This window comes from Caballeronia sp. DA-9 (genome assembly GCF_051615025.1).
Lineage (GTDB): Bacteria > Pseudomonadota > Gammaproteobacteria > Burkholderiales > Burkholderiaceae > Caballeronia > Caballeronia sordidicola.
Map to the genome: position 1 here is coordinate 675,100 of NZ_CP195131.1, position 15,916 is coordinate 691,015.

The window sequence follows — 15,916 nt, forward strand, 5'->3', positions numbered from 1 at the left end:
AGTAAGCCGCAACCTCCAGCGGCGGACCGGTCGTGACCGGGACTCGCACGCGGCGGCTATAAAAAAAACAAACATAACCAACGATTGAAAAACGGAGGAGACAATGGAATCCGCGGATTCGGACGTCATATCCAGCACGATCAACTCGCGTCTCGACAGATTGCCGATGACGCGGCACATGTGGACGCTGCTCTGCCTGATCGCACTGGGCGGACTCTTCGAACAATACGATATCTACTTCACTGGCTACATCGCTCCGGGACTCGTCCAGAGCAAACTCATCACCTCCACCACCGCATCGTTCTTCGACTTGTCAGGCCTCGCGGCCTTCCTCGCATCGCTGTTTATTGGATTGTTCATTGGCACGATCCTGTTCAGCTTCATTGCTGACCACTTTGGCCGGCGCGCCGTCTTCCTCGGTTCAATGATCTGGTACAGCGTCACGACCTTCATCCTGGCGTTCCAGGGAACGGTGACCGGGCTGGAAATCTGGCGGCTGATAGGCGGGATCGGGATAGGGGTCGAACTCATTACCATCGACACCTATCTCTCGGAACTTGCACCTCGCGGTGCCCGCGGTAAGGCATTCGCGTTGTTCTACGGCCTCGCGCAGATCAGTGCTCCGCTGGTTGCATTCATGGCCTGGATGCTCGTGCCGACCGCGCCCTTCGGCTTTGCGGGATGGCGATGGGTCATCCTGTTCGGATCGGTAGGCGCTGTGCTTGTGCTGTTTCTGCGGCGTCGCTTGCCTGAATCGCCGAGATGGCTCGCGCAGCGGGGCCGGCTTGTCGAGGCCGACCGCATCCTCAGCGCAATAGAAAAGAAGGTGCAGACGGAATACGGCAAGCCGCTGCCGCCGCCTCTCGAGTCGGTGCTCACGCTGCACGCACCTGGGCGCATCGGCGAGATGTTCGGCCCAGTCTACAGGACCCGGACAATCATGCTGATGGTCGTGAACTTCTGTCAGACCATCGGCTATTACGGGTTCGTAAGCTGGATTCCAACCTTGTTGATCGCCAAGGGAATTCTCGTCACGCGCAGCTTGGAATACACGTTCCTTATTGTGCTGACCTATCCGATCGCGCCGCTTTTGGTCATGCTGATCGTCGACAGGTACGAGCGGAAGTGGCAACTGGTGCACAGCGTGATCCTGGTCGCAATTGTCGGCAGCCTGTTTGCGATGCTTCGCGTGCCGGCGTGGCTCGTTGTCGTGGGTTGCCTGCAGACGCTTCTCGTCAACTGGATGTCGACGATTGTCCATGCTTACCAGTCCGAACTGTTCCCGACATGGATGCGCGCCCGCGCGGTCGGCTTCGTGTTTTCATGGAGCCGCCTGAGTTCGATCTTCGTCGGCTTCTTCATCGCATTCTTTCTTCGCGAGTTCGGCCAGCCCGGCGTATTCGCGTTCATTGGGGGCGCCATGTGCATCATTGCGGTGACCGTCGCCCGCTTCGGTCCGCGTACCACGGGGCGGGCGCTGGAGGAGATCGCACGATGACGGCCCACGGAGAAACGAGCGGCACGTGGGAGCGTGTCGGCGATACTCGCGACATCCTGGGTGAGTCCGCGTTTTGGTCGGTGGCGGAGCAGGCGCTTTATTGGGTCGATATTCGCGGCCAGTTTATCCGGCGGCGCGGGTGGCGAGACGGCAACGTGCAGAGCTGGACGATGCCCGAACTGGTTGGCTGCATTGCGCCGCGTTCGCGCAAGCCCGGCCTTATCGTCGCGCTGCGTTCGGCCATTGCCTTCTTCGACCCGGCGACCGGCACGCTCGAACGTATCGATGCGCCGCACGCAGCCGCGCCCGAAATGCGCTTTAACGACGGCCGTTGCGACCGGCAGGGCCGCTTCTGGGTCGGATCGATGGACGACGTCGGGCGAGGCCCGGTCGGTGCGCTATACCGTTTCGATGGCGCACGCCTTACCCGCGTGATCGAAGGCGTAGCCGTGCCGAACAGTCTGTGCTGGTCGCCGGATGGCGGGACCCTGTATTTTGCCGACGGCAACGAGCCCGTCATCTGGTCGTTCCCCTTCGACAAGGCCACCGGCGAGCCGGGTGATCGGCGACTCTTTGCACGTCTGCCTGATGGCGCCGGTATTCCCGACGGAGCGACGGTAGACAAGCATGGATTCCTGTGGAGCGCACAATACGGCGGCAGTGTCGTCACGCGCTATGCGCCGGACGGCAGCATTGAGCGCGTCCTTCCCGTACCGGTGACGCAACCGGCCTGTTGCTGCTTTGGCGGACCAGACATGCGCACGCTCTTCGTCACCACGGCGACCCGGCGTCTCTCAGCCGAAGCACTCGAACGGCAACCCTTGGCAGGTGCGCTGCTTTCGCTTCACACCGACATCGAGGGTTATCCCGATTCACCGTTCGACGGTTGATGTCAGCGAACGCGCTACGCGTGGCATACCTCGGGAAAGGGGATTCCGTAACGTGATCCGCACGCTTCCAACGGGGCGTGGATCGCATTCTGCAAATGCACGCCGTCGGCGAGTTGCGCAAGACGCCGCGCGATGGCCCGGTCGCCGGGCATCCTCACCGGCTGCCCCGGCACGCGTGGCGGGTTTGCACGGCAGGCGTCGGCGAGCCAGTCCATCTGCCGTTGAAACGCCGCCATGCCGCCAAACGCCTCCGGGTCGTAAAGCGTGATGGATACAGTCGCGCCCCAGCCTTCGCCCGGATCGGCACGCCCAAACCCTGCCAGTCCTCCCGTCAGCGCCTCGACCATAACGGACAGGCCGAATCCCTTGTGGCCCGCGCCGCGACCGCCTAGCGGCATGATCGTGCCGGGAGGGTCCGTGAACAATACGCCAGGGTCATTCGTTGCATGTCCTGCCGCGTCCAGCATCCACGGTTCGTCGAAACGTTCGCCCTGGTCGTGCAGCCGTTTTGTCATTGCGTTGGTTGTCACCGACGCGGAGATATCGATCATGATCGGCGTGGACGATGTCGGTATGCCGAGTGCGATCGGGTTCGGCGTGAAAAGCGCGCGCGTGCCGCCGAACGGCGCGACGCTTCTTACGCTCGGGTCGGAACTCGTCAACAGGATGACGAGGCCCGCATCGGTGGCGTGCCTCAGATATGCAGCGAGACATGCTATGTGGTGGCTGCGGCGAATCACGAGCGTTGCATTGCCGTAATCGCGCGCGCGTGGCGCAAGCGTTTCGATACCCTGCATGACGAGCGACGGCCCTGGCAGCCGCCGGCCATCCCACAGCAGCGCTGCCGGACGATCCGAGACGACGTCCGGTGCACCGGTCTTTTCCATCGTGCCGGCTTCGAGCGCCGCCATGTAACCCGGCAACAGGGCAAGCCCGTGTGTATCGTGACCCATCAGGTCGCCCTCTACGAGCACGCCTGCCACCACGATTGCGTGGCGCTCTTCGAGTCCTGCGGCGCGAAGCAGTTGCCCCGCATAGGCGGCGAGCGCGGACGCGCTGTATCCGGCTTTCGACATGGAGGAGGCTCCCTGGAAAATGGGTTGGAGTGCTGATTTCAGTATCGCGTGCAGGCTTGCAAACATGGCATGCAGGAACGATAGATCAACGCGATCCGCATGAGAAGACGTTGATTCAACGATCAAGTATTGTGCGCGGCACATGCGCTTACTAGACTGGCTTCGCTGGTGCTTCAATGGCAGGGTCAAGCGGCACTGTGCATACCGGGAGCACGGCTGGGTTTATCGAGGAGACGAACGAGTGAGCGACGAATACATCACCGAAAAGGTCAGGAACATCATCGGCGCACAGACCGAATGGGTTGAGTCGACGCATCCGGTGGAGGCGAGCGAAGTGCGGCGTTTCCATCAAGCAACGATGGACGACGCCCCGCGCTACTGGGACGAGCAGTGGGCCGCAACCAGCCGCTATCAGGGACTTGTCGCACCGCCTGGATTCCCGGTGCACGCATTCCGGCGGGCGGCGCATACGCCCGATCCGCTGGACGAAATGAACAAGCCTGATTTCGACGGACTGAGCCGCAGTTTCAGCGGCTTGCCCGCCGTGGAAGTGCCCTTGCCACGCGACCTGAACGGCGGCTACGAATACGAGCTTTACCGCTACGCGCGAGTAGGCGAAAAGGTGCTGCGCCAGGCGCGCTACAAGGACATCGTGCAGCGTGACGGACGCAGCGGGCCAATGGTGTTCGTGGTCATCGAGGAAATGTATGTGAACGAGGCGGGCGAGAAGCTCCTGAAGGTCACGAATACGCAGATCATGCGTTGAACAGGGGAACATGATGGCGGCGTTGCACTTCGAGGATGTAGAGCCGGGCGCGGAAATCCCGCATGTCGTGAAAGGGCCGATGAGCACCGCGCACATCGTGCGCTGGTCCGCATCAATGGAGAACTGGCATCGTATCCATTACGACTGGCGCTATGCGACCGGCCACGACAAGTTGCCCGATGTGATGGTCAACGGCTCGTGGAAGCAGCATGTGATGCTGCAGTTGCTCACTGACTGGGTTGGAGAAAGCGGCTGGCCCTGGCGGCTGTCGTTCCAGTTCCGCGGCATGAATGTGCCCGGCGATACCCTGACGGCCTGGGGACGCGTGACCGGCCGCGAAAAACGCGGACAGTACGGCGTCGTGCATCTCGAGATCGGCTTGCGCAATCAGGACGGTGTTGAAAGCACGCCGGGCGCGGCTTCGGTGGTGCTGCCGCTGCGCGGTGGACCGGCCGTGCCGTATCCGTTCGATCCCGCCGTGCTCGAGCAGCCCGCATGAAGCCCGCGATTGACGACCGTGCCGGAGGCCAGGCAAAGGCGAACCTTCTAGCTGGCGTTCGCGTGCTCGAATGGACCCGTTCAATGTCGGCGGCGTTTTGCGTGCGCGTGCTTGCCGATCTCGGCGCGGAGGTTTTGAAACTCGAACAGCCGGGAGCAGGAGATCCCTTGCGTGCATCCGGTCCGTTCGCGCCGGACGCACGCTATGGCGATGACGGCGCGCTGTTCGCCTACCTGAATCATGGCAAGGAAAGCGTGACGCTTGATCCGGCCCGCCCAGCAGGATTGAAACTGTTGCGGCGTCTCATGGAGTCGACGGATCTTTTCGTCGTTTCGCAGTCCGAGCCACGGTTGCGCGCGCTTGGCCTAGACATCGACACGTTGCAGCGGATCAATCCGGCGCTCGTGGTGGTGTCGGTGACGCCGTTCGGCGCCGTGAGCGCGGCGCAGGACAATGCGCCCAGTACGACTGATTTCACGTTGACCCATCACGCTGGCTACGCGTTTCATCAAGCGCGTCCCGTGCATGCGCCCGGCGAGCAGGCGCCCGTTGCGTGCGCCGACCGGGAAGTGGCGCTCGCAACCGGCGTCGCTGCGGCAAACGGCGCGTTGTGGGGTTTGCTCGACGCGCAGATGAACGGGACGGGACGCATGATCGACTGTGCGCAAGCCGATGTGATCGCGCATCTGCTGATCGAGCCGGTCGCCGATTATGGACGGGGAGAGCGCACGTTCAGCCGCGTGCGCGAGGAACTGCAGGGGACCGAAGTAGCCGGCGGGCTGATCTGGCTGTTGCCGTGCAATGACGGCTTCGTGATGGTGTCGCCGCGTGAACAGCATCAATGGGAACGCTGGGTCGAACTGCTTGGCAACCCGGCGTGGTCGCGTGACGTGTCGCTGTGCGGCGGGCGTGAAGCGCGCAACCTGAACTGGCTGATCCTGCAGGAGGAGATGTCCGCGTGGACGCGCCGGCACAGCCGGGCCGACGTGTTCGAACGCGCGCAGGCGGCGCGGGTTGCGTGCTTTCCGGTGAGCGGCGCGCGAGACCTGCTGGACAACGCGCAATTGCATGCGCGCGCATTTTTCGACCGATGGAGCGACGGATCGCCCGAGGCGCTTTGCATGCCGGGGCTGCCGTTCGCGCTGCGCACGTCAGGCGGCGCTGAGCTGCCCCGGGCGCGGCGGGTCAATGCCCCCACGCTAGGACAAGCCAACCATCATGTATTCGAGGAGCGCCTCGGGCTCACTCGCGGTGAAGTGGAAACCCTTCGGCAGGATGGAGTTATTTAATGCGACGAGAAGCATTGTCCGGCATCCGCGTGATCGATTTCAGCTGGGTCCTGGCGGGCCCGATGACAACCAAGATGCTCGCCGCAATGGGCGCCGAGGTCATCAAGATCGAGTCCGCCACGCGGCCTGAGCATGTGCATCGGCCGCCTTGGTGGGCAGTCGTGAATGCGGGAAAGCTAAGTTGTACGATCAATCTCAGCAGGCCCGAGGGCACGGCGCTGGTCAGGCGGCTGGTGGCATCGAGCGACATGGTCGTCGAAAATTTCTCGAACGGCGTGCTGGCGAAATTCGGCCTCGACTACGACACGCTGCGCGCGATTCGCGAGGACCTTGTCTTCGTCTCCGCGTCCGGCACCGGGCGCGAGGGACCGCAGCGCAACGCGGTTGCCTATGGCTCGCTGCTGCAGGCCTACAGCGGCCGGGCGAGCGTTGTCGGCACACCGAACACGCGCGTCGAGGCAATGGGTATCTTGCCCGCCTGGACCGATCCGATCACGGCCCTTTGGGAAAGCGCCGCGGTGCTCGCGGCTGTGCGGCACCGGCGGCGCACGGGCGAAGGCGCGCATATCGATCTCTCGATGCTGGAAAGCACGGTTGCGCTTCTGCCGGAACTGCTCTTTCGAGAAGCGCTGCACAGTGACGAGCCCGCGTCGAACGGCGCCTGCGAGTCGAGCGCCGCGCCGTCCGGCTGTTTCCGCTGCAAGGGCGCCGACGCGTGGCTCGCGCTCTCCGTGCGCAACGACACGGAATGGCGCGCGCTGTGCGACGCGATGGAGCAACCCGGCCTTGCGGCGGACGCGCGATTTTCCGAGCATGTGGATCGTGCAGCGCACCGTGCTGAGACAGATGCGATCGTGGCGGCGTGGGCGCGCGAACAGGACGTCTCGCGAGCACTCGAAATGCTACAGTCCCGGGGTATCCCGGCGGCGCGTTCGAGGCACATCGGCGAGGTGGTCGAGGACCCGCATTTTGTTGAACGGGGGCTTTTCCCCACGCTCTCCGACGGCTCGCGCAGTATCGCGCTGCCCTGGCAGGATGCAGCGGGCTGGCGTGGAAAACTCAGCCCGCCGCCACGGCTTGGAGAGCATAACGACTATGTATTTCGCACGCTGCTCGGCCTTTCTTCCGATGAGATCAATACGTTGTCGGAAGCGGGCGTGCTGCGTTGAAAGAGCCAACCGAATCGAATGAACCGCCAGGGAGTGGAAGATGAAAGAGAAGGTGAAAGTATGCGAGGTGGGGCCGCGCGACGGTCTGCAAATGGCGCACGACATCATGCCGACGGAACTCAAATCCCGTTGGATCGCCGCCATGGCGCAAGCGGGCGTCACCGAAATTGAGGTCGGCAGTTTCGTGCCGGCGAAGCTCGTGCCGCAAATGGCCGATACCGACGCAATCGTGCGCAGCGCGCTCGAACAGCCGGGGCTGCGTGTCATGGCGCTCGTGCCCAATCTGCGCGGCGCGCAGGCGGCTTATGCAGCGGGGGCGCATGGCGTTGGCGTGCCTGTTTCGGTGAGCGAGGGACATAGCCGTTCCAACACGCGAAAGGGAACGGCGGAGCAGGTGGAGGAAGTGGCGCGGATCGTCGAGTGGGTTCGGGCCCAGGAGCGCCCCATGGCGATCGAACCGGGCTGTGCGACCGCGTTCGGATGTGCGATCGATGGAGAGATTGCGCTCGACAAGGTGGTGCGTACCGCTGTCGCGCTCGCGGAAGCGGGCGTCGATGCAGTGGCGCTTGCCGACACAGTTGGCTATGGGAACCCGGCGCAGGTGCGCGCGCTCGTTCGCGCGGTGCGCTCGGAGATTGGCGACAAGCTCACGAAACTGCACTTGCACGACACAATGGGCCTTGGTCTTGCCAACGCGCTCGCCGGCCTGGAAGAGGGCATCCGCTCGTTCGATTCCGCGCTTGCGGGTCTGGGCGGTTGTCCATTTGCGCCGGGTGCGTCGGGCAACATTGTGACCGATGACCTGGTGTTCATGCTGGAAAGCATGGGGTTCGATACCGGCATCGATCTGGACCGGCTGATCGCATCGCGCGAATTGCTGCATGAGGGCGTGCCGAACGAGCCGATGTTCGGACAGGTCTCGCGGGCAGGCATTCCTAAAACATACCGCGTACAGGCATAACCGGATTGTTCGGCGGCGCGGCTTTGGGTAGGGTGTGCCTGATACCGTTCCACGGCGCAAGGGCGCCGGCGAGGAGACACGGGTGCACAAGAAAATGCAGGACAGCGCGGAGTGCCCACCCGCGCACGCAGGCGATTATCTGACCCGCGGGGAGACGCTGGAGCTTCTGCAGGTGAAACTGCAGACTCTTTACGCTTATGTCAGCCGTGGCCTGATCCGCAGCGTGCCGCAAGGCTCCAATGGACGACGGCTCTATGCGCGGCAGGACGTCGAGAAGATGAAGTCGCGCGCGGATGCGCGCAGCGGACATGCGCCAGTCGCCGCTGCGGCAATGCGCTGGGGCGAACCCATCATCCAGAGCACGATTACGCGGATCTCGCCCGACGGGCCGATGTATCGAGGCGTCCTGGCCGTCGACCTGGCGCGCTCGGGCATCACGTTCGAGGAGGTTGCAGGGCTGCTGTGGAAAACCGGCGCGTCGGGCGCGCTCAACTGGCAGCCTTGCCAGCGCACGACGCGCTTCGCCGAAGCCTACGCGCGCAACGGTCTTGTCGATCCGCGCCGGGAGTTGTTGCGCTATCTCGCGGACATCGTCCTGCGTTTCGGCGACGAACATCTGCGCAACGCAGTCGATCCGGGAGCGCAACTGGCCGAGTCGAGCCGGATGATCGCGACCATGGCGCAATGCATCGCGCACCTCAAGCGTCAGCCGGCCTCCACTTCCACTTCCGCGCAGAGCCAGCGTGGCTGCGGCATTGCCGAGCGGCTGCTCGTTGCGCTCGGTGGCGACCCAAGCGCGCAGCATGTGGCCGCGCTCGACGCGGCGCTCGTGCTCTGTGCGGACCATGAGCTGGCCCAGGCGACTTTTGTCGCGCGGATCGCCGCATCGGCGGGGGCGGACATTGGCGAATGCATTGCCGCAGCGGTTCTGACGCAAACGGGACTGACATCCGCGCGCTCGTATCAAAGCGCCGAGGATCTGCTGCGCGCCTGCCGTACCCCGGCGCAGACGCAGCGGCTTTTCGACGCCGAATACGCCGCGCATCGCAACCTGCCGGGTTTCAATCACCCGCTTTATCCGGACGGCGATCCGCGCGCCCGTTATCTCATCGATATGGTTCGAGGTCTTGGCGGCAGGCAGTCCGTCGTGGCGCCTCTGCATGCGGCCCTCGCCATGGCGGCGCAACACGGCTGCCTGCCGAGCCTCGAAATCGGGCTGACAATGCTTGCAATCGTCATGGGCTTGCCGCGCCGCAGCGCCTACGCGCTTTTCATCATTGCGCGATGCGCAGGGTGGATAGCGCACATTATCGAGCAGCGCGAGTCGGGTGCGTTGATTCGTCCGCGTGCCGACTATTCGCCGGGCGCACAGCCGGAACCACGGCCCGGCTCTCAGCTCTTGCCCTTGCCGCCGATCACGGCCGGCAAGCCGGCTGTCAGCGTGAGACGCATCACCTTGTCGCGCTTCATTACGGGTAATCGCTGACCCGCACCGGCTCGCATCATCCGCCATGCATCCACCGGTCAAGTTGATTCAACGATCAACTATTGTGGGCCGTTCTGCCCGTCGCTAGACTGATTTCAAGGTCAATGGGCAATGCGCGCGCAATGCGATCAGGCAAACCCTGCAAAGCCGATCATAAGCATCCCTATATTTATAAAGTTCCACGGACCGTGTTTGCAGAAATGGTGCCGACGCGCATGGGGACGACCAGGAGGAAGACAACGATGAGCTATTTTGGCAGGACGATTGCCGCGGACCTGACAGCACTTAGGGCCGACGAGGCGCATCACATGGCGCCGCCTATCACCGCCGGGCTCGTCACGGCGCGATTCGACCGGTTGCCCATGACGGCGACGCTCTGGAAGCTGCTGACGCTCGTCGCACTGGGAGGCTTCTTCGAACTGTACGATGTTTATTTCGCCGGCTATATTGCGCCCGGATTGTTTCACTCCGGCATCCTCACGCCCACCACCAAAAGTTTCTTCGCCATGAACGGCCTCGCGGGCTTCCTCGCGTCGCTGTTCATCGGGCTCTTCATTGGGACAATCGTGTTCGGCGGTCTCGCCGACCGCTTCGGCAGAAGGCGGGTGTTCGCCGCGTCGATGCTGTGGTACTGCGTCGCAACGGTCGTGATCGCGTTTCAGGACACGGCGCTCGGCCTGAACATCTGGCGGCTTGTCTGCGGGATCGGCGTTGGCGTGCAGTACGTGACGATTGACTCATACGTGTCCGAACTCACTCCCAGGCGCGCGCGCGGGATGGCGTTCGGTCTCGTGTATGGCATCGCCCAGATCTGCGCGCCGTTGATCGCGTTTCTTGCCTGGGTGCTCGTGCCGATGTCGCCGCTTGGCTTCGACGGCTGGCGCTGGGTGATCCTGATCGGGTCGAGCGGCGCGCTCTTCGTGTGGTTTCTGCAATTGCGCTTGCCAGAGTCGCCGCGCTGGCTCGTGCAGAAAGGCCGTCTGGAGGAAGCCGAGCGCGTCATGCACGATCTGGAGACGCGCGTTGCCCGCGAGTATGGCCAGGCTCTGCCGCCGCCTGAGGAGAGCGCCGCGGCCAACGAGGGATCGGGCACACTGCGCGAGTTGTTCGGTCCGGTTTATCGCAGCCGCACGATCATGCTGATGGTGGTCAATTTTTTCCAGACCATCGGGTACTACGGCTTTGTTAGCTGGATTCCCACCTTGCTGATAGCCAAGGGCATCATGATTACGCGCAGCCTGGAATATACGTTTCTCATCGTGTTGCTTTATCCCATTGCGCCGTTCATCGTGATGCTTGTTGCCGACCGTTTTGAGCGCAAGTGGCAACTGGTCTGGAGCGCGATCTCCGTCGCGGTCATTGGCGTCGTATTTTCGATGTTGAAGCTGCCGGGATGGCTGGTCGCGGTCGGTATCGTGCAGACGCTTGTCGTCAACTGGCTGTCGACCATCGTGCACACCTATCAGGCCGAGTTGTTCCCGACGCGTATCCGGTCGGGCGCGGTGGGCTTCGTCTATTCGTGGAGCCGGCTGTCGTCCATCTTTGTTGGTTTCTTCATCGCGTTCTTCTTGCGGGAATTCGGCGTGGAGGGCGTGTTCATGTTCATTGGCGGTGCGATGGCGATCGTGGTCGTTGCAGTTGCATTGTTTGGCCCGCGCACTACGGGTCTGGCACTCGACGACATCGCACGTTAGATATTGAAAGGATGGATCGGTACTATCCGCTTCAGCAAGTCATCGTGCACGGGCCAGCGCTCTTTGTGCGACGTGACTTGCAGGCGCGGGCCTCGCTTAAAGCGCCACCTCACATTATTCAAGGTTGCGTATGAGCACTTACGTGTTGTTGGCTTGCGGGTTCGGAATAGGCCTGGCGATAGCGATCTGGGGTGTACTCGATACCCGGAAGCATTCCCGCCACGAAGCGGCGGAAAATCAACGCCGCCGCTAGGACGTTGATGCTGCCCGGTCATTCAGCGGCAGCAGTACGCCGCGATTACAAAGCCCTTGTTCAACGCCTCATTCGCTAAAACATGACGAGCTTGTCATTTTCGCGTCAGCTTGAGGTCAGCACGCGTCCGTCAAAATGAGCGCAGGGTTATCGTGCGTTGCAAGCCAATAACAACTGTGGGCTGCATTTTTCGCATAAAGGCGGACCATCATGAAAGCACTGATCTTCGCCACGCTGGCCGTCGCCTGGGCGGCGCCCGCCGTGTCGTTTGCACAAACGGCAGAGCCGGTGACGCGCGCTGAAGTGCAGGCGGATCTGGTTCAACTGGAAAATGCGGGGTATCGCCCGATTTCCGAGGACGCTTTCTATCCTTCAGACATCCAAGCCGCTGAAGCGCGCGTGCATGCTGGCCATGGCGGTACCAGTGCATATGGCGGCGTGACGGATACAGGAACATCCATGTCCGCGGCGCCCGTTGCCAGCCCTCCCGGCAATCAATAGCCACCGACCCGCGCGAAGCCTGCGGCGAATCGCTTACCTGTACGACGGGATCAGGACGCGTCGGCCCAAACCTTTGCGGCGTTCACAGCGCGATGCCAGCCATGCATATGGCGCTCGACGTCTTCGGCGGAGAGCGCCGCCGAGAAACGCCGGTCCAGTTTCCATTGGCTTTGCAGTTCATTCACGTCTTTCCAGTAACCCACGGCGAGTCCAGCCAGATACGCCGCACCGAGCGCGGTTGTCTCGCTGACTTGCGGGCGCACCACGTCAACGCCCAGCATATCGGCCTGGAACTGCATCAGCAGATCGTTGGCCACCGCACCGCCGTCCACGCGCAACTCGCCGATGCGCATGCCGGAATCGGCTTCCATTGCCTTCAACACGTCGATGGATTGATACGCGATGCTTTCCAGCGCCGCGCGCGCGAGGTGCGCGGAGGTCGTGCCGCGCGTCACGCCGAACAATGTGCCGCGAGCGCGGGCATTCCAGTGCGGCGCGCCGAGACCGGCAAACGCGGGCACGAGATACACGCCGTCGCTATGTGGAACGCTGCGAGCGAGCGTCTCGATTTCGTTTGCAGTCTTGATGATGCCGAGTCCGTCGCGCAGCCATTGCACCACGGCGCCGCCAATGAAAATGCTGCCTTCCAGCGCATAGTTGACCGTGTCGCCGATCTGCCAGGCGATGGTCGTGACAAGATTATTGCTTGATTCAATCGGCTTCTCGCCAGTGTTCATCACGAGGAAACAACCGGTTCCGTAGGTGTTCTTCACCATGCCGGACTGCGTGCACATCTGTCCGAACAGGGCTGCGTGCTGGTCGCCGGCAATGCCGCCAAGCGGTATCTTCGATGCAAACACCGTGGTCTTGGTCGGCCCATAGACTTCCGACGACGGCCGCACTTCCGGCAGCATGCTGCGCGGAATGTCGAGGGCATCGAGCAGTTCGCCGTCCCACTCGAGCGTATGGATATTGAACAGCATGGTTCGCGATGCGTTGGTCACATCGGTGATATGCATGCTGTGTTTCGTAAAATTCCAGACGAGCCAGCTATCCACCGTGCCGAACGCGAGCCGCCCATTTTTGGCTTTTTCGCGTGCGCCTTCCACGTTGTCGAGGATCCAGCGGATCTTGGTCGCCGAGAAGTACGAGTCAACAGGCAACCCGGTCTTGGCGCGCACCTTCTCTTCAAGCCCTTGCGCCTTGAGCTGATCGCAGAAGTCGGCGGTGCGGCGATCTTGCCAGACGATCGCGTTATAGATCGGATGACCGGTCTCGCGATCCCAGACGATCGTTGTCTCACGCTGGTTAGTGATGCCAATGGATGCAATCGATGCGCCGTTCAACCCGGCGCGCGTCACGGCTTCCGCTGCGACGCCAGCCTGTGTAGACCAGATTTCCTGCGGGTCATGTTCGACCCAGCCCGGCTGCGGATAGATCTGCGCGAATTCCTTCTGCGCCACCGATACCACGTTGCCCTGCCGGTCGAACACCATGGCGCGCGAACTGGTCGTACCTTGATCGAGCGCGAGGATGTATTGCTCCTGCATTGTCTTCTCCACTGTCTTGGACCATCGCCGGGTCTTGTGCCGCGATCTTAACGCCTTGTTGTTTTGCCTATCGATTCGCTCCTGCCTGTCGAGGCGCTGAATTCCACGGCGCGTGTCGGCAAAAGAAAACTTGGAAAGCCAATAATGTTCGCATTCGAATGCTAATGAACATATTCGAAAATGTAAAGCCGCTTCCAATTGCCCTTGAGTGAACCCGGCGACGAAGCAAAAACGCCGGCCGCATGCTGGGCATGCGGGCCGACGTTAGCCAGGAAGAGGGTGAACCGGTTCAGCAACCGGGCGTTATTCATCTATTGTTTTACCTGATGCATGATGGATGACCAATTGAAGAACAGGCCAAAGCTGATTACCCGGAAGCCGCGTCTGAATAGGCGGCCCGCAATGCGGCGATGTCGAACTTAACCATCTTTATCATGGCGTCAGCAACGCGGTTTGCTTTTGCCTTGTCGGGGTCCGTCATCATGTTGATGAGATCGTCTGGAACGATTTGCCATGAGACGCCGAAGCGGTCTTTAAGCCAGCCGCACGCCACCGGCGAACCGCCGCCCGCAAGAAGCGCGTTCCAATAAGGGTCGAGTTCTTCCTGATCACCACAGCTCACCATGAGGGACACCGCGGGGTTGAACGGCTCGGGCTTTCCGGAACTCATGGCAATGAACGACTGCCCAAAGAGAACGAATTCGACAATGGTGGTGGAACCGTCGCTTAGCACCGCGGTGACCCGCGTGATGCGCGAGTCGGGAAAAATATCGGTATAAAACGCGGCGGCTTCTTCGGCTTGCGTGGAATACCAGAGAAAGGGCGTGATCTTCTGGATTGTCATGGCGAATCTCCTGTCAATGTTCGAACAATGCGGGGAGCGAACCGCGTCGCACTATGGGGACGACGAAGGACAGCCATCGAAATCGACACGCCCGAAAGAAAAGGATTCGTTTTGTCTCGAAGTGGGTGATCGACCCGCATCACATCACGACCTCTCAGCTTACAGGTGGAAAGATGAAAATCGAAGGCCATTGTCACTGCGGTGCAATCGCATATGAAGCCACCGTCGATCCGCAAAAGGCGGCCTTGTGCCATTGCACCGATTGCCAGACACTCTCCGGTGCGCCTTTTCGCGCAAGCGTTCCGGCCTTGGCGGACGACTTCCGCATTCTGCGCGGCCATCCGAAGGTGTACATCAAGACAGCGGAATCCGGCGCTCGACGCGCTCAGGCATTCTGCGCCGATTGCGGCACGCCAATCTACGCCGCAGCCGCCGACAACCCGGCTCAGTTCAATCTTCGCCTCGGCGCGATCGCGCAGCGCGCCGAGATCCCCGCGCTCAGGCAGGGCTGGTGCAGCTCGGCGCTTGCATGGGCGCGCAATATAGAAGCGCTGCCGGAATCACGGCAGCGCTGACGGTCGAATCGCTCTTTCCACGCGCGGCGAACCCGGCGGTGTTCAGTCCTGGCGCGCCAACCGCAGCGCATACGTGAACCGGTCGGCGGGAAATACGCTGATGGTCGCCTCGAACACGAGACCGCGCTGATCGACGTAATGACGCACGATCTCGAGCGCGTGAGAATCGGGTGCGGCGGCAAGCGTCCCGGCAACACGTTCCGGTACGCCAACCGCGCGAATTTCCTGGCGGACTTCCTGGACCGCTCGCCCACAACGCTCTTCCACCATCTCGCAGATCAGACCAGTGTTCTTGCGCAGTTCGCGCCGGATGGCTGCGCCGGCAACCGGATCCAGATACACGTCGGTCCAGCAGATCGGCCGGTCGGCCTTGGCGGGATCGACCCGCAGCATTTCAATGCGCAACCATCGCGAGCCGGTTTCCACGCCAATTCGCGCCGCAAGCGCGGGACTCGCCGAAATCTCGCCGATGGACTGGACGTGCCGCTCGGTGAGGACGGCGAACTGCATCAGGTCCTCGACATTCGACATGGACTGCTCGAAAGCGAGGCGCGGCTTCGACGCCTCCACGCGAATGCCCGCGCGTTTGCGCCGGGAGATCAGCCCCAGGTCCTGCACCTTCTGCAACGCTGAGCGCACGGTCGCGCGACTGACGCCGTATTGTGTGGAGAGATCCATTTCGCTCGGCAGCGCGGCGCCGATGGCAAACGTCCCGTTGCCAATCGCTTCGATCAATTGATCTGCCAGTTCCACGTACCGCGGTTTCATAAACCTTTCCTGTTTTTCCTATTGTTCGACGTATGGCTGCGAAGCTGAGCGCGACATCGTATCTTGGCTCGTGCCGGGTTGCCAAGGCATCTCGGCC

General features: G+C 62.2%; 15 protein-coding genes. 11 read left to right on the forward strand and 4 right to left on the reverse strand.

The window, feature by feature from the left end; genetic code table 11:
• Nucleotides 1–103: 103 nt before the first annotated feature.
• On the forward strand, nucleotides 104–1,498 hold the full coding sequence (locus ACRWA7_RS03090) for an MFS transporter (protein WP_438391002.1): 1,395 nt from the start codon (nucleotides 104–106) through the stop codon (nucleotides 1,496–1,498).
• Nucleotides 1,495–2,388 (forward strand): SMP-30/gluconolactonase/LRE family protein, encoded by an 894-nt coding sequence (locus ACRWA7_RS03095; protein ID WP_438391003.1) that lies wholly within the window; start codon nucleotides 1,495–1,497, stop codon nucleotides 2,386–2,388. Before ACRWA7_RS03090 ends, ACRWA7_RS03095 begins: the two co-directional genes overlap by 4 nt.
• Before the next feature lie 14 nt (nucleotides 2,389–2,402).
• On the opposite strand, the gene ACRWA7_RS03100 is transcribed toward ACRWA7_RS03095, so the two are convergent.
• Nucleotides 2,403–3,464 carry an Ldh family oxidoreductase gene (locus tag ACRWA7_RS03100; protein WP_438391004.1) on the reverse strand — a complete coding sequence of 354 codons (1,062 nt, stop codon included), beginning with the start codon at nucleotides 3,462–3,464 and terminating at the stop codon, nucleotides 2,403–2,405.
• Between the two features lie 241 nt (nucleotides 3,465–3,705).
• Here ACRWA7_RS03100 and ACRWA7_RS03105 point away from each other — a divergent pair, with 241 nt between their 5' ends.
• The 8 genes from ACRWA7_RS03105 (at nucleotide 3,706) to ACRWA7_RS03140 (ending at nucleotide 12,082) form a co-directional block, all read left to right on the forward strand.
• Nucleotides 3,706–4,230 (forward strand): FAS1-like dehydratase domain-containing protein, encoded by a 525-nt coding sequence (locus ACRWA7_RS03105; protein ID WP_060858145.1) that lies wholly within the window; start codon nucleotides 3,706–3,708, stop codon nucleotides 4,228–4,230.
• Nucleotides 4,231–4,243: 13 nt separating this feature from the next.
• Nucleotides 4,244–4,729: an acyl dehydratase gene (locus ACRWA7_RS03110; RefSeq protein ID WP_438391005.1), complete on the forward strand. Its 486-nt coding sequence runs from the start codon at nucleotides 4,244–4,246 to the stop codon at nucleotides 4,727–4,729.
• Nucleotides 4,726–6,018, forward strand: coding sequence for a CaiB/BaiF CoA transferase family protein (locus tag ACRWA7_RS03115; RefSeq protein ID WP_438391006.1), 1,293 nt, complete (start codon nucleotides 4,726–4,728; stop codon nucleotides 6,016–6,018). Before ACRWA7_RS03110 ends, ACRWA7_RS03115 begins: the two co-directional genes overlap by 4 nt.
• Nucleotides 6,018–7,187, forward strand: a complete 1,170-nt coding sequence (locus ACRWA7_RS03120) for a CaiB/BaiF CoA transferase family protein (RefSeq protein ID WP_438391007.1) — start codon at nucleotides 6,018–6,020, stop codon at nucleotides 7,185–7,187. Before ACRWA7_RS03115 ends, ACRWA7_RS03120 begins: the two co-directional genes overlap by 1 nt.
• A gap of 40 nt (nucleotides 7,188–7,227) precedes the next feature.
• Nucleotides 7,228–8,148, forward strand: coding sequence for a hydroxymethylglutaryl-CoA lyase (locus tag ACRWA7_RS03125; RefSeq protein ID WP_438391008.1), 921 nt, complete (start codon nucleotides 7,228–7,230; stop codon nucleotides 8,146–8,148).
• Between the two features lie 82 nt (nucleotides 8,149–8,230).
• Entirely contained in the window at nucleotides 8,231–9,634 is a 1,404-nt protein-coding gene (locus ACRWA7_RS03130) for a citrate/2-methylcitrate synthase (RefSeq protein ID WP_438391009.1), read from the forward strand.
• A gap of 242 nt (nucleotides 9,635–9,876) precedes the next feature.
• Nucleotides 9,877–11,328, forward strand: coding sequence for an MFS transporter (locus ACRWA7_RS03135; protein WP_438391010.1), 1,452 nt, complete (start codon nucleotides 9,877–9,879; stop codon nucleotides 11,326–11,328).
• 463 nt (nucleotides 11,329–11,791) lie between these two features.
• The gene (locus tag ACRWA7_RS03140; RefSeq protein ID WP_060858150.1) at nucleotides 11,792–12,082 is read left to right on the forward strand and encodes a DUF4148 domain-containing protein; all 291 of its coding nucleotides are present in this window, start codon (nucleotides 11,792–11,794) and stop codon (nucleotides 12,080–12,082) included.
• A gap of 50 nt (nucleotides 12,083–12,132) precedes the next feature.
• Here the strand turns inward: ACRWA7_RS03140 and glpK are convergent, their stop codons facing one another.
• On the reverse strand, nucleotides 12,133–13,632 hold the full coding sequence (glpK, locus tag ACRWA7_RS03145) for a glycerol kinase GlpK (RefSeq protein WP_438391011.1): 1,500 nt from the start codon (nucleotides 13,630–13,632) through the stop codon (nucleotides 12,133–12,135).
• A 367-nt stretch (nucleotides 13,633–13,999) separates the two neighbouring features.
• The gene (locus ACRWA7_RS03150; protein ID WP_438391012.1) at nucleotides 14,000–14,476 is read right to left on the reverse strand and encodes a VOC family protein; all 477 of its coding nucleotides are present in this window, start codon (nucleotides 14,474–14,476) and stop codon (nucleotides 14,000–14,002) included.
• Nucleotides 14,477–14,649: 173 nt separating this feature from the next.
• Between ACRWA7_RS03150 and ACRWA7_RS03155 the strand changes: the two genes are divergently transcribed.
• Nucleotides 14,650–15,051 (forward strand): GFA family protein, encoded by a 402-nt coding sequence (locus ACRWA7_RS03155; RefSeq protein ID WP_060858153.1) that lies wholly within the window; start codon nucleotides 14,650–14,652, stop codon nucleotides 15,049–15,051.
• A gap of 42 nt (nucleotides 15,052–15,093) precedes the next feature.
• Here the strand turns inward: ACRWA7_RS03155 and ACRWA7_RS03160 are convergent, their stop codons facing one another.
• Nucleotides 15,094–15,819 carry a GntR family transcriptional regulator gene (locus ACRWA7_RS03160; RefSeq protein WP_438391013.1) on the reverse strand — a complete coding sequence of 242 codons (726 nt, stop codon included), beginning with the start codon at nucleotides 15,817–15,819 and terminating at the stop codon, nucleotides 15,094–15,096.
• Between the last annotated feature and the right edge of the window lie 97 nt (nucleotides 15,820–15,916).

What these genes read in the sequence shown, in the direction of transcription:
- ACRWA7_RS03090 (WP_438391002.1), top strand. Translation starts at nt 104, where the DNA reads ATGGAATCCGCGGATTCGGACGTCATATCCAGCACGATCAACTCGCGT.
- ACRWA7_RS03095 (WP_438391003.1), top strand. Translation starts at nt 1,495, where the DNA reads ATGACGGCCCACGGAGAAACGAGCGGCACGTGGGAGCGTGTCGGCGAT.
- ACRWA7_RS03100 (WP_438391004.1), bottom strand. Translation starts at nt 3,464, where the DNA reads ATGTCGAAAGCCGGATACAGCGCGTCCGCGCTCGCCGCCTATGCGGGG.
- ACRWA7_RS03110 (WP_438391005.1), top strand. Translation starts at nt 4,244, where the DNA reads ATGGCGGCGTTGCACTTCGAGGATGTAGAGCCGGGCGCGGAAATCCCG.
- ACRWA7_RS03115 (WP_438391006.1), top strand. Translation starts at nt 4,726, where the DNA reads ATGAAGCCCGCGATTGACGACCGTGCCGGAGGCCAGGCAAAGGCGAAC.
- ACRWA7_RS03120 (WP_438391007.1), top strand. Translation starts at nt 6,018, where the DNA reads ATGCGACGAGAAGCATTGTCCGGCATCCGCGTGATCGATTTCAGCTGG.
- ACRWA7_RS03125 (WP_438391008.1), top strand. Translation starts at nt 7,228, where the DNA reads ATGAAAGAGAAGGTGAAAGTATGCGAGGTGGGGCCGCGCGACGGTCTG.
- ACRWA7_RS03135 (WP_438391010.1), top strand. Translation starts at nt 9,877, where the DNA reads ATGAGCTATTTTGGCAGGACGATTGCCGCGGACCTGACAGCACTTAGG.
- ACRWA7_RS03140 (WP_060858150.1), top strand. Translation starts at nt 11,792, where the DNA reads ATGAAAGCACTGATCTTCGCCACGCTGGCCGTCGCCTGGGCGGCGCCC.
- glpK (WP_438391011.1), bottom strand. Translation starts at nt 13,632, where the DNA reads ATGCAGGAGCAATACATCCTCGCGCTCGATCAAGGTACGACCAGTTCG.
- ACRWA7_RS03150 (WP_438391012.1), bottom strand. Translation starts at nt 14,476, where the DNA reads ATGACAATCCAGAAGATCACGCCCTTTCTCTGGTATTCCACGCAAGCC.
- ACRWA7_RS03155 (WP_060858153.1), top strand. Translation starts at nt 14,650, where the DNA reads ATGAAAATCGAAGGCCATTGTCACTGCGGTGCAATCGCATATGAAGCC.
- ACRWA7_RS03160 (WP_438391013.1), bottom strand. Translation starts at nt 15,819, where the DNA reads ATGAAACCGCGGTACGTGGAACTGGCAGATCAATTGATCGAAGCGATT.